The organism is Streptomyces griseochromogenes (assembly GCF_001542625.1).
Taxonomy (GTDB): domain Bacteria; phylum Actinomycetota; class Actinomycetes; order Streptomycetales; family Streptomycetaceae; genus Streptomyces; species Streptomyces griseochromogenes.
Map to the genome: position 1 here is coordinate 1,884,430 of NZ_CP016279.1, position 12,029 is coordinate 1,896,458.

The 12,029-nt window shown below is 72.4% G+C and carries 9 protein-coding genes; 4 read left to right on the plus strand and 5 right to left on the minus strand.

Annotated features, from left to right (window positions below):
* The first annotated feature begins 155 nt into the window (after positions 1 to 155).
* Entirely contained in the window at positions 156 to 1,766 is a 1,611-nt protein-coding gene (cimA, locus tag AVL59_RS08700; protein WP_067301192.1) for a citramalate synthase, read from the plus strand.
* 6 nt (positions 1,767 to 1,772) lie between these two features.
* Here the strand turns inward: cimA and AVL59_RS08705 are convergent, their stop codons facing one another.
* From AVL59_RS08705 to AVL59_RS08715, 3 genes are all read right to left on the minus strand, one after another.
* Positions 1,773 to 2,387: a GPP34 family phosphoprotein gene (locus AVL59_RS08705; RefSeq protein WP_067301195.1), complete on the minus strand. Its 615-nt coding sequence runs from the start codon at positions 2,385 to 2,387 to the stop codon at positions 1,773 to 1,775.
* A 22-nt stretch (positions 2,388 to 2,409) separates the two neighbouring features.
* Positions 2,410 to 2,700: a muconolactone Delta-isomerase family protein gene (locus tag AVL59_RS08710; RefSeq protein WP_067301198.1), complete on the minus strand. Its 291-nt coding sequence runs from the start codon at positions 2,698 to 2,700 to the stop codon at positions 2,410 to 2,412.
* Between the two features lie 1,023 nt (positions 2,701 to 3,723).
* Complete coding sequence (locus tag AVL59_RS08715) at positions 3,724 to 5,589, minus strand: ricin-type beta-trefoil lectin domain protein (protein ID WP_067301200.1); 1,866 nt, start codon at positions 5,587 to 5,589, stop codon at positions 3,724 to 3,726.
* 126 nt (positions 5,590 to 5,715) lie between these two features.
* Here AVL59_RS08715 and AVL59_RS08720 point away from each other — a divergent pair, with 126 nt between their 5' ends.
* Together AVL59_RS08720 and AVL59_RS08725 are read left to right on the plus strand one after the other, a co-directional pair.
* Positions 5,716 to 8,727, plus strand: a complete 3,012-nt coding sequence (locus AVL59_RS08720) for a glycoside hydrolase family 3 protein (RefSeq protein ID WP_067301202.1) — start codon at positions 5,716 to 5,718, stop codon at positions 8,725 to 8,727.
* A 59-nt stretch (positions 8,728 to 8,786) separates the two neighbouring features.
* Positions 8,787 to 10,142 carry a hypothetical protein gene (locus AVL59_RS08725; protein ID WP_067301205.1) on the plus strand — a complete coding sequence of 452 codons (1,356 nt, stop codon included), beginning with the start codon at positions 8,787 to 8,789 and terminating at the stop codon, positions 10,140 to 10,142.
* A 69-nt stretch (positions 10,143 to 10,211) separates the two neighbouring features.
* Here the strand turns inward: AVL59_RS08725 and AVL59_RS08730 are convergent, their stop codons facing one another.
* Positions 10,212 to 10,652 carry a MarR family winged helix-turn-helix transcriptional regulator gene (locus AVL59_RS08730; RefSeq protein WP_067301208.1) on the minus strand — a complete coding sequence of 147 codons (441 nt, stop codon included), beginning with the start codon at positions 10,650 to 10,652 and terminating at the stop codon, positions 10,212 to 10,214.
* A 107-nt stretch (positions 10,653 to 10,759) separates the two neighbouring features.
* On the opposite strand from AVL59_RS08730, the gene AVL59_RS08735 reads away from it, so the two are divergent.
* Positions 10,760 to 11,752: an FUSC family protein gene (locus tag AVL59_RS08735; RefSeq protein ID WP_067301211.1), complete on the plus strand. Its 993-nt coding sequence runs from the start codon at positions 10,760 to 10,762 to the stop codon at positions 11,750 to 11,752.
* On the opposite strand, the gene AVL59_RS08740 is transcribed toward AVL59_RS08735, so the two are convergent.
* Positions 11,725 to 11,943, minus strand: a complete 219-nt coding sequence (locus tag AVL59_RS08740; protein WP_067301214.1) for a hypothetical protein — start codon at positions 11,941 to 11,943, stop codon at positions 11,725 to 11,727. The genes AVL59_RS08735 and AVL59_RS08740 overlap by 28 nt on opposite strands.
* Between the last annotated feature and the right edge of the window lie 86 nt (positions 11,944 to 12,029).

The window sequence follows — 12,029 nt, forward strand, 5'->3', positions numbered from 1 at the left end:
CTCGACCCGCGCGCAGACCTCTCGCACCCGCGAGGGGTTTTTTCGTTTTCCGGCCCACCATCAGCCGGGGAGCGGGGCGCGAGGGAGTATTGGGGGGATGGTGGAGCCGGTCATTCCGGTAAGACCGAAGATCCACAATCAGGAGCCTTGAGACCATGACCGAGACGGCAACCAGCGAGCTCGACGACTCGTTCCACGTCTTCGACACCACGCTGCGCGACGGCGCGCAGCGCGAGGGCATCAACCTCACCGTCGCGGACAAGCTCGCCATCGCCCGGCACCTGGACGACTTCGGCGTGGGCTTCATCGAGGGCGGCTGGCCCGGCGCGAACCCGCGGGACACCGAGTTCTTCGCCCGTGCCCAGCAGGAGATCGACTTCAAGCACGCCCAGCTGGTCGCCTTCGGCGCCACCCGCCGCCCCGGAGCCAAGGCCGCCGAGGACCCGCAGGTCAACGCGCTGCTGCAGTCGGGCGCCCCGGTGATCACACTGGTCGCCAAGTCGCACGACCGGCATGTGGAGCTGGCGCTGCGCACCACCCTGGACGAGAACCTGGAGATGGTCCGGGACACCGTGTCCTACCTGCGCGAGCAGGGTCGCCGGGTGTTCGTGGACTGCGAGCACTTCTTCGACGGCTACCGCGCCGACCCCGAGTACGCGAAGGCGGTCGTCCGCACGGCCTCGGAGGCGGGCGCGGACGTCGTCATCCTCTGCGACACCAACGGCGGCATGCTCCCCGCCCAGGTCCAGGCGGTCGTCTCCACCGTCCTCGCCGACACCGGCGCCCGGCTCGGCATCCACGCCCAGGACGACACCGGCTGCGCGGTCGCCAACACCCTCGCCGCCGTCGACGCGGGCGCCACCCACGTCCAGTGCACGGCGAACGGCTACGGCGAGCGCGTCGGCAACGCCAACCTCTTCCCGGTGGTCGCGGCCCTGGAGCTGAAGTACGGCAAGAAGGTGCTGCCCGAGGGCCACCTGCGCGAGATGACGCGTATCTCGCACGCGATCGCCGAGGTGGTGAACCTCACCCCGTCGACCCACCAGCCCTATGTCGGCGTCTCAGCCTTCGCGCACAAGGCCGGCCTGCACGCCTCCGCGATCAAGGTCGACCCGGACCTGTACCAGCACATCGACCCCGAGCAGGTCGGCAACACCATGCGGATGCTGGTCTCCGACATGGCGGGCCGCGCCTCCGTCGAGCTCAAGGGCAAGGAACTCGGCATCGACCTGGGCGGTGACCGCGAGCTGGTGGGCCGCGTCGTCGAGCGGGTCAAGGAGCGCGAGCTCAAGGGCTACACCTACGAGGCCGCGGACGCCTCCTTCGAACTCCTCCTGCGCGCCGAGGTCGAGGGCAGGCCCCTGAAGTACTTCGAGATCGAGTCCTGGCGGGCCATCGTCGAGGACCGCCCCGACGGCACCCACGCCAACGAGGCCACGGTCAAGCTGTGGGCCAAGAGCGAGCGGATCGTCGCCACCGCGGAGGGCAACGGCCCGGTCAACGCCCTGGACCGGGCGCTGCGCGTGGCCCTGGAGAAGATCTACCCGCAGCTCGCCAAGCTGGACCTGGTGGACTACAAGGTCCGCATCCTGGAGGGCAAGCACGGCACGTCCTCCACCACCCGGGTGCTGATCTCCACCTCCGACGGCGCGGGCGAGTGGTCCACGGTGGGCGTGGCGGAGAACGTCATCGCCGCCTCCTGGCAGGCCCTGGAGGACGCCTACGCCTACGGCCTGCTGCGCGCCGGGGTCGAGCCGGCGGAGTAGTCCGCCTCAGGGGGCACGCCAGACATTGTCGAAGGCGTCCTCCTCGATGCGCCGCCGCTGCCGTACGGCCTCCAGTTCCGTGAGGGCGTTGCCGACGGCGGCCAGGACGGTCTCCAGCGTGTCCGGATCGATGGCGGTGCCGGACTCCGTCCGTTCGGCCGGCGGCGCGTCCTCGATGCCCAGGGCCGCCGCCAGGCCCACGAGGACGGGTTCGCGCGCGTTCCAGCGGTCGGCGGCACGGTGCCGTTCCGGAGAGTCGGCGGGCGCGGTGCGCTCGCCGCGCCAGGGCAGCCAGTGGCGGTGCTTCCCGCCGCCCTGCTCATCCTCCACGGCGTCGGCATAGGCCGAGGCCAGCCCGCGTCCGCGCCGCCACAGCCAGTCCTCGACGGTCTCGTACGGTTCCTGCCGGACGAGCCGGGCCTGAGCCTCGTCCAGCAGACGGTCACCGGTGACGCGCTCGGCGGAGGGGGCGAGACGATCGCCCCGGAGGACGAGGGCCTGGGCTTCGAGGAGGTCGAGCACCTCCGCTCCCGCGAGGGCGAGCGAGAGGTCCCCCTGGCCCACGGGCCGGGTGGACGGCACGTCCAGGGCGACGATCAACAAGTCCCGCGCTGTGGTCATGTCGCGCTCCAGGTCGGAGGGGTCAGGCGGGGCCCGGGTCGTTCGGGTGGGGCTCCAGCGCCGTGACACGGGCGGTCATCCAGGGCCGCAACGGAAGCGTATCGAGCACCTTCTCGTGCAGTTCCCGCTCGTCGGCGGCCCGCCACACGCCGATGCTGCGCTTCTCGCCGACCGGGCGCCACAGCCGTGCCAGATGACCGGCGGCGGCCAGCTCCCGGGCCCGCACGGCCTCGGCGGCCCGCCGCTCCTCGATCTCGTCCTGGCTGGTGCCCTCGGGCACCGAGGTGGTGATCTCGACCAGGAACTCGCGCATGCTCCCGCTCCCTCACTGAGGCCTCCGGCAGGCACCCGCCCCCCTCATCGTCCCCCACCCACCGCACCCCCGCCCCTCAGCCCCCACCCCGGACACCCTCGCCCGAGCCCCCACTCCGCCCACCGTCTAGTCGTCGAGCCCGCGCCCCGCGGCCCCTCCGGCCGCCGAGGATCCGCTCCGGTCGTCCTCCGGCTGCCGAGCGCTTGTTCAGTCGCCTCTTCGGTCGCTGAGCCGCCGCTCCGCCCACCGTCCAGGCGTCGAGCCCGCGCCCCGCGGCCCCTCCGGCCGCCGAGGATCCGCTCCGGTCGTCCTCCGGCTGCCGAGCGCTTGTTCCGTCGCCTCTTCGGTCGCTGAGCCGCCACTCCGCCCACCGTCCAGGCGTCGAGCCCGCGTCCCGCAGTCCCTCCAGCCGCCGAGTTCCTCCGGCTGCCGAGCGCTTGTTCCGTCGCCTCTTCGGTCGCTGAGCCGCCGCTCCGCCCACCGTCCAGGCGTCGAGGCCGGGCCCCACGGCCCCTCCGGCCGCCGAGTTCCTCCGGCCGCCGAGCGCTTGTCCCGCCGCCCCTTCGGTCGCTGAGCCGCCGCTCCGCCCACCGTCCAGGCGTCGAGTCCGCGCCTCGTGGCCCCTCCGGCCGCCGAGTTCCTCCGGCCGCCGAGCGCTTGTCCCGCTGCCCCTTCGGTCGCTGAGCCGCCGCTCCGCCCACCGTCCAGGCGTCGAGCCCGGGCCCCGCGGCCCCTCCGGCCGCCGAGGATCCGCTCCGGTCGTTCCCCGGCCGCCGAGCACCTCCCCGGCCGCCCCCAGCATTCGCCCCCACCCTCTCCCCGTGGCCCTCGCTGAGCATTCGCTCCCGCTCATCCTCCAGCTCCCGAGCGTGCGCCCCACCCGCCCCTTCCAGCTCTCCCCGAGCCTCATCCGCGTCCGCCTTCCAGCTCACCGAGCACCCGCCCCGCCCGCCGCCCTCCAGCCCACCGAGGCGGGTGGCGGGTGGGCGGGGGACGGGGTTCGGGCGGCGGTGCCCCTCGGGCCTACTGGAGCTTCCACTTCTGGTTGGCGGCACCGGTGCAGGACCAGATCTGCGCCCTCGCCCCGTTCGCCGACGAGTTGTCCGTCACGTCCAGACACTTGTCCGCCGCCGTGTTCACCACATCACCGGTGGCCGCGTTGTACGCCCACCGCTGCGCACCGCTCCCATTGCAGTCGTACAACTGCACCTTCGCCCCGTTCGCCGTCGCCCCCGACGTCACGTCCAGACACTTGCCGAGCGCCTGCACGGACCCGTCGTCCCGCACCGTCCACCGCTGAGCCGCGCTCCCGTTGCAGTCGTAGAGCTGCACCGCCGTACCGTTCGCGCCGGAAGCCCCCGCCACGTCCAGGCACTTGCCCGCGAGCCCCACGAAGGCCCCGCTCCGGCCACCCTCGCCGGACTGCGTGCCGGACCAGGTGAAGGTCGCCGAGGTCTTGCCGGGCAGCGAGTAGGTGGCGTGCTGCGAACCCCAGTCGATCGTCACCGTCCGGGCCGCCGACGAGTCGTTGTACGCGATCAGCGCCTTGCTGCCGTCCAGGTTGCGCCACGCCACGTTCGGCACGGCGGAGGACGCCGTCGAGGCGATCCGCAGCGCGCCCGGCCGTACGAACTTCGTCAGATGACCCATGTCGTAGTACTCGACCGTGTAGTCCACCGTCCCACTCGCGCCGTCCCCGTTGTGCACGGTGATCAGCCCGGTGCAGGTGCCGCAGCCCCCGTTGTGCGGGCCCATGTTCTGGTCCACCGCCAGCGACCACTTGGTCACCGACTTCGCCCAGTTGCGCGTGTAGTCGATGATGTCGGCCATGTCCTCGCGCTGCTGGTTCGCGATCCAGGTGCCGCCGGAGTGCTCGGTGCCGAAGGCGTCCAGGCCCGGGTACTGGTTGTGCACGGAGGTCTGCTCGGCGACGTCACCGCCGTAGCCGTGCCAGGCGATCCCGCCGAAGTTGGGGTGGTCGCGCACCGCCGCGTCGTCCACGGTCCGGGCCGCGTAGGAGTCGTAGACGTCCCAGTTCCAGTCGTGCGCCAGCACCTTGGTCGCGAGGCCCGCCGCCTGCAGCTTCGGCAGCAGCTCGTTCTTGGTGAAGTACGCCAGCCCGTCGGCGTTCCAGCTCATCGACGGATAGCCCGAGCAGCAGGTCGGCTCGTTCTGCGCGGTGACGTACGAGACGCCGACGCCCTGGTCCTTGTATGCCTGGAGGTACTTCACGAAGTACGAGGCGTAGGCGCCGTAGTCCTCCGCCTTCAGCCAGCCGCCGTCGAGGGACCCGCTGTCCTTCATCCAGGCCGGGGCCGTCCACGGCGAGGCCATCACCGTCAGGGAGGGGTTCAGCTGCAGCGCCTGCCTGGTCAGCGGAACGACGTCGGCGAGATCGTGCGCGACGGAGAACTTCGCGAGGGAGGGGTCCGTCTGCCCGGCGGGCACGTCGTCGTACGTGTACCCGTACCGCGCGAGGTCCGAGGCGCCCATCGGATTGCGCAGGAACGACAGCCCGATGCCGTCCGCCGGCGAGAACAGCTTGCGCATGGTCGCGTCCCGTGTGGACTGCGACAGCGCTCCGCTGCTGTTCATCAGCCAGGCCGCGGTGTCCGTGAAGGACGCCCCGCCGCCGGTGAAGCTCTGGTAACGGGTGTTCTCGTCGACGGTGATGTTCTCGCCGCTGCCGCCGGTCCCGGACTGGAAGGCGAACGGCGTCTGCGCCTGCAGCCCGCGCACGACATGCCGTCCGGCCGAGTCGTCGGTGGTGGTGAGCCAGGCGGTGACCTGCTCACCGGCCGCGTGGGCGGGAGGTACGACGGCGGTGAAGCCGCCCGCGGTGAGCAGCCCGGCGAGCAGCAGCCGGAAGGTGTGGGGGGTTCTTCTCATGGACACATCGCCCTTCCTGACGGGACGTCTTGACGGGTGTGCGAGCCGTTAGTTAACTCACGCCGTGATCTAAGTCATGAGTGAACTGGGAGAGCCTGAGTGAACCAGAGAGTTGAGGGAAGGTCCATGCCAAGAACCGCCCTGCTCGTCTCCGCCGCACTGCTCGCGGCTCTGGTACCCCTGTCGTCGGCCCGCGCCGACGCCGACCCGCCCCCGACCCCCGTCGACCGCTTCGAGGGCGAGGTCCCCTTCGCCGCCCAGCCCGCCGAGGGCATCTTCACCTGGGGCGGCGACAGCGACGACCCGCCGTCCCTCCGGCTCGCCGACCGCGCCGACGCCCCCGAGGGCGCCAAGGTCCTCGCCGGTAGCTACGACATCAGCGGCTACGGCGGCTTCACCCATGACTTCGCCGCCACCGGGCCCGCCCACGACTGGTCCGCCCGCCGGGGCGTCCGCTTCTGGTGGGACGGCCAGGACAACGGCAGGAAGATCGCCTTCGAGATCAAGGACGGCGGCACGAACGGCGAGGCCTCCGAGCTGTGGACGACGTCCTTCACCGACGACTTCACCGGCTGGAAGCAGGTCGAGCTCCCCTTCACCGACTTCACCTATCGCACGGACTACCAGCCCGTCGGCGGCATCGACCACGTCCTCGGCCTCACCCGGATGTGGGGCTACGCGGTCACCCTCCCCACCGGGATCGAGGGCCGGTTCGCGATGGACGGCGTCGAGCTGTACGGCACGGCCGACCAGTCACTGCGGGCCTCGGTCACCACCGACTCCGCCGTCCGCCCGGTCGAGGCGGGCGGCACGGCCACCGTCGAGGTCGGTGTCGCCACCACCGGCTCCGCCCCGATCGACGAGCCCGTGACGGTCAGGTACGAGACGGCCGGTGGCACCGCGACCCCCGGCAAGGACTACACGCCGGTCTCGGGCACCCTCACCTTCCCGGCCGGGACGGCATCCGGCGCGACACGGGCGATCCAGGTGCCCACCTCGAAGGGCACCGGACCCTCGGCCGCCAGGACGATCCCCCTGAAGCTCACGGTCACCGGCGCCAAGGCCCCCGCCGAGACCCCGCTGGTCGTCATCGACGCGCACGGACTGCCGTACCTGGACCCGAAGTTGCCGGTGCGCAGGCGCGTCGCGGACCTGGTGTCCCGCATGTCCCTGACGGAGAAGGCCGGCCAGATGACCCAGGCCGAGCGCGGGGCCGTGGCCGACGGCGGCGACCTCACGACGTACGCCCTCGGGTCACTCCTCTCCGGCGGCGGCTCGACCCCCACGCCCAACACCCCCGAGGCGTGGGCGAAGATGATCGACGGCTTCCAGCTGCGCGCCGAGGCGACGCGCTTCCAGATCCCGCTGATCTACGGCGTCGACGCGGTCCACGGCCACAACAACCTGGCCGGTGCCACGATCATGCCGCACAACATCGGCATCGGAGCCACCCGCGACCCCCGACTGGCCGAGCGGACGGGCGCGGTGACGGCCGCCGAGGTGCGGGCCACCGGCATCCCCTGGGACTTCGCGCCCTGCCTCTGCGTCTCCCGCGACGAACGCTGGGGCCGCTCCTACGAGTCCTTCGGTGAGGACCCGGCGCTGGTCGAGTCCATGGAGACCGTCGTCCAGGGGCTTCAGGGCCGCGCGAACGGCGCGGACCTGAGCCGTGACGACAAGGTCCTCGCCACCGCCAAGCACTTCGTCGGCGACGGCGGCACCGAGTACGGTTCCTCGACCACCGGCACGTACAAGATCGACCAGGGCGTCACCAAGGTCACCCGGGCGCAGCTGGAAGCCGTCCACCTGGCGCCGTTCCGAACCGCCGTGGACCGGGGCATCGGCACCGTCATGCCGTCGTACTCCTCCCTGGACGTGCTCGGCGACGGGCGGGGCCCGGTGAAGATGCACGCCCGGGCCGACATGATCAACGGTGTCCTCAAGGGCCGGATGGGCTTCGACGGCTTCGTCATCAGCGACTGGAACGCCATCGACCAGCTGCCCGGCGACTACGCGTCCCATGTGCGCACGGCGGTGAACGCGGGCGTCGACATGATGATGGTGCCGTACACGTACAAGGACTTCGGCTCGACGCTCGCCGACGAGGTCGAGGCGGGCCGGATCAGCGAGCGGCGGATCGACGACGCGGTCTCCCGCATCCTGACGCAGAAGTTCCGGCTGAGCCTCTTCGAGCACCCGTACGCGGACACCACCGGCGCCGCGCGGATCGGCTCCCCGGCGCACCGGGCCGTGGCCCGCGAGGCCGCCGCCGAGTCCCAGGTACTGCTGAAGAACAACGGCGGACTGCTGCCCCTGAAGAAGAGCGAGAAGGTGTACGTCGCCGGGTCCGACGCCGATGACATCGGCAACCAGACCGGCGGCTGGACCATCACCTGGCAGGGCTCCTCCGGGAACATCACCCGGGGCACGACGGTCCTCCAGGGCATGCGTGCGGCGGGCGGGAACGTCACCTACTCCAAGGACGCCTCCGCGCCCACCGACGGTTACGACGCGGGTGTGGTCGTCGTCGGCGAGACCCCGTACGCCGAGGGCGTCGGCGACGTCGGCAACGGCCACGACCTCCAGCTGTCCGCCGCCGACAAGGCCGCCGTGGACAAGGTGTGCGCGGCCATGAAGTGCGCCGTGCTGGTCGTCTCCGGGCGCCCGCAGCTGATCGGCGACCGGCTGGACAGGATCGACGCGCTCGTGGCCTCGTGGCTGCCCGGCACCGAGGGCGAGGGCGTCGCCGACGTCCTCTACGGCACCCGGCCCTTCACCGGACAGCTCCCCGTCACCTGGCCCCGGTCCGAGGCCCAGCTGCCGATCAACGTCGGCGACCCGTCGTACGACCCCCAGTTCCCCTACGGCTGGGGCCTGACCACCCTCACCCATGTCCCGCGGGGCGGCGCGGCGACCCTGCGCGCGCTCGGCGTGGCGGCAGCGGCGGCCGAGCGGGCGGGCGCCGACCGGACCGGACGGGAGCTGGTCGCCGAGGCACGGCTGATCGTCCAGCAGAAGGCCGGACAGCGGATCACGGCGGCGGTGGCCGGGCCGTTCGCCGACGCCGACCATCTGCTGCTGACCGGCGGATACGCGGAGGCGGTGCGGAAGCTGACGCAGGCGTACCGGGCATCGTAGGTCCGCTCGCCGATCGATATGTATGACCCATTTCGGGAGGCTTCGGGTAGCTTCGAAGGATGAAGGCCGTCCTGCGGACCCGAAGCCTCCCAGCCCTGCTGCTGGCCGCCCTCACCCTCGTGATCGTCACAGCGCTGACGCCCGGCGCGATGGCGGCCACCAGCATCTCCACGATCGCCGAGGCCCTCCGCAAGAGCCCGGTGTACGTCGACCCGGCGGCCTCCGCCCAGCTGTCCGCCGCCGACGCCGACACCCTCGCCAAACAGATCAAGGGCGCCGACAAGCCGTTGTTCATCGCGGTCCTGCCGGCCGGTTACCCCACCCAGAACCTCTTCTCCGGCCTGCGGACGGCCACCGGTGTCACCGGTCTGTACGCCGTCCGCCTCGGCGACCGTTTCGACGCCCGCGCCGATGCCTCGGTCCTGCCGCGCAGCGCGGTGCATAACCTCGTCACCAGCGTCCAGGGCGAGAGCGCCAAGACCCAGCTCACCGACTTCACCGGCCGCGCCCTGGCCAACATGGGCGGCCACGCCCCCGCGTCCTGGGGCTCCTCCGGTTCGGGCGGCGGAGTGTCCGGTACGGCACTGATCACCACGGCCGCGGTCCTGGTGGCCGGCGGCGCCGGCGCCTACGCCCTGGTCCGCCGCAACCGCCGCCGCCGCACCGAGGAGCAGCGGGCCGCCCTGGACCGGTTGCGGGTGGTCGTGGACGAGGACATCACCGCCTTCGGCGAGGAACTCGACCGGCTGGACTTCCACCCGGCCGAAGCGGGTGCCGACGACGCCATGCGCGCGGACTACGAACGGGCCCTGGACGCGTACGAGAAGGCGAAGCAGTACATGGCCGACGCCCGCAGACCCGAGGACGTGCGCACGGTCACCCAGGCCCTGGAGGACGGCCGGTTCTCCCTCGCCCAGCTCGCCGCCCGCCGCGAGAGCCGCCCCCTGCCCGAACGCCGCCCACCCTGCTTCTTCGACCCGCGCCACGGCCCCTCGGTCACCGACGCCGCCTGGGCCCCGCCCGGCGGCGCCGCGCGCGAGGTCCCGGTCTGCGCGGCCGACGCCACCCGGCTGGCCGACGGCCGCGACCCGGTGATCCGCGAGGTCGACACGGACTACGGCCGCCGCCCCTACTGGGACGCGGGCCCGGCCTACGGTCCCTGGGCGGGCGGCTACTTCGGCGGCGGCATCCTGCCCGGCCTGCTCGTCGGCACCCTGCTCGGCGGCATGATGGCCACCCCGTCCTACGCGGCCGACTACGGCACCGGGTACGGCGACTTCGGCAGCGGCGGTTACGAGGGCGGCGACGTGTCGGGCGCGGACTTCGACCCCGGGGACTTCGGGGGCGGCTTCGGCGACGGCGGGGGCTTCGACGGCGGCGGGGACGGCGGCGGCGACTTCGGCGGGGGCTTCTGAAGCGCGGCGCGAGCCGACGGCGGGCCGGCCCCGCCGCACCGCCGCGTCAGGTCCCGCCGTGCCGTCGGGTCAGTCCCGCCGCACCGGCACCTCCACCGTGGCCAGCCGCTCCATCAGTGCCGCCGCCAGGTCCAGCACCCCGCGCTCCGTCTCGCCGAGCGTGCCCAGCGCCTCGGCCAGCCAGGCGTCCCGCTCGGCCATGTCCCGCTCCAGCGCCCGGCGCCCCGGGTCGGTGAGGGTGAGCAGGGACTGACGCCGGTCCACCGTGTCCGTCTCGCGGGCGATCAGCCCCTCCGCCTCCAGCTCCGCGAAGACCCGGGTGAGCGACTGCGGCCGCTGCCGCTCCTCCGCCGCGATCTCGCCGGGTGTCGCCGACCCGTACCGATGCAGATACCCGAGCACGGCGAGCTGGTTGGGGCTGAGACTCCCGTCCCCGCGCTCCTGCCTGAGGCGCCGGTTCAGCCGGACGGCACCACGCCGGAGGCGGGCGGCTTCGGAAAGGTGATCCATAACGGAGAATGATAAGTGATGCGTACTTATGATGAGGGCTTGGCGGGCCCTAATCTGGGCCAGTGTCCCATAAACTAATACGCAATGCTTATGAATCTGCTCTGGTGATGACGGCTGTCCTGCTCTCCTGGTCGATCGCCCTGTGGCTGGAGGGCGCGGCCGGGCTGCACACGGACTCGGTCGTTCTCGCGGTGGTGCTGACCGTGACGCTGGCGAGGACGCAGCGGACGGCCGCAGGGCGCGGGCGCCTGACCGCACTGGTCCTGCTGCCGGCCGTGGCCGCGGTCTGCGCCCTGGTCGGCCGTCTGATCGCCGCCCACTACTGGCTCGGCGCGGCGGTCTTCACCGCCGGCATCTCCCTGGCGATCTGGATCCGCCGCTACGGCCCCGCCGCGACCGGGGCGGGCACTTTGATCACGCTCCCGCTGGTGGCACTGCTGGTCGTGCCGGGCCCCACGCTGCCCGCGGACGCCCGGCACGCACTGGTGAACTGGGCCTGGTCGGCGCTGATCGGCGTCCTGGCGTGGTCGTCCGTCTGTCTGACCCAGACGCTGGCCGACCGATACGGCCCCCGGCCCGCCGAGGCCGATCCGGCGAGGCCGCGGCGCGCATCCCGCCTGCGCCCGCGCCCCAGCACCCGCATGGCCGTACAGATGGCGGCGGCCGTGGCCGCGTCCTTCGCCCTCGGCCGGCTGCTCTACGACGACCACTGGCCCTGGCTGGTCCTGACGGCGTACGTCGTGGCGAGTGGCAACCGCGGCCGAACCGACGTAGTACGCAAGGGAGTCGAGCGTCTGGTGGGCGCCTGTGCCGGCACCCTCCTCGCCACGGGCGTGGCGGCGGCCGGCATCGGCGGGCACGCGGCGGTGGCGGTGCTGCTGGCCGTCCTGGCGGTCGCCCTGTGGCTGCGCCCGCTCAACTACGCCTACTGGGCGGCCGGCATGACGACCGCCCTCTCCCTGCTCCTCGGCTACTTCGGCCAGGACGCGGCGAGCCTGCTGCCCACCCGGCTGGCCGCGATCACCGTCGGCGCGGCCCTGTCCGTGTCGGCGGCATGGTGGCTCCTGCCGGTTCAGGAGCGCCGGCCCCGCCGTGCGTAGCGCTCACCGGCGGCGTGCCACCAGGCGGGCGGGGAGGGCCCGTCGACGGCGGAGGCCGGCTGGTCGGGATGGAGTCCGAGCCGCCGCAGCGCCCGGGCGTCCGCGTTCAGTGCGACCGTGCCGCGCCAGTGCCCGTCCTCGTCCATGCGGCACATGAGATCGATCCGCAGCTCTTCCTCGGCGAACGGCATCCAGTCGATGCCGCGTTCGCGCAGTCAACCGAGGAGAGCGGCGCCGGGGCGTGGACACCCCGGCAGGTTCTCGTACGACATGAGGT

What these genes read in the sequence shown, in the direction of transcription:
- AVL59_RS08720 (WP_067301202.1), top strand. Translation starts at nt 5,716, where the DNA reads ATGCCAAGAACCGCCCTGCTCGTCTCCGCCGCACTGCTCGCGGCTCTG.
- AVL59_RS08735 (WP_067301211.1), top strand. Translation starts at nt 10,760, where the DNA reads ATGACGGCTGTCCTGCTCTCCTGGTCGATCGCCCTGTGGCTGGAGGGC.
- AVL59_RS08730 (WP_067301208.1), bottom strand. Translation starts at nt 10,652, where the DNA reads ATGGATCACCTTTCCGAAGCCGCCCGCCTCCGGCGTGGTGCCGTCCGG.
- AVL59_RS08740 (WP_067301214.1), bottom strand. Translation starts at nt 11,943, where the DNA reads ATGCCGTTCGCCGAGGAAGAGCTGCGGATCGATCTCATGTGCCGCATG.
- AVL59_RS08715 (WP_067301200.1), bottom strand. Translation starts at nt 5,589, where the DNA reads ATGAGAAGAACCCCCCACACCTTCCGGCTGCTGCTCGCCGGGCTGCTC.
- AVL59_RS08705 (WP_067301195.1), bottom strand. Translation starts at nt 2,387, where the DNA reads ATGACCACAGCGCGGGACTTGTTGATCGTCGCCCTGGACGTGCCGTCC.
- cimA (WP_067301192.1), top strand. Translation starts at nt 156, where the DNA reads ATGACCGAGACGGCAACCAGCGAGCTCGACGACTCGTTCCACGTCTTC.
- AVL59_RS08725 (WP_067301205.1), top strand. Translation starts at nt 8,787, where the DNA reads ATGAAGGCCGTCCTGCGGACCCGAAGCCTCCCAGCCCTGCTGCTGGCC.
- AVL59_RS08710 (WP_067301198.1), bottom strand. Translation starts at nt 2,700, where the DNA reads ATGCGCGAGTTCCTGGTCGAGATCACCACCTCGGTGCCCGAGGGCACC.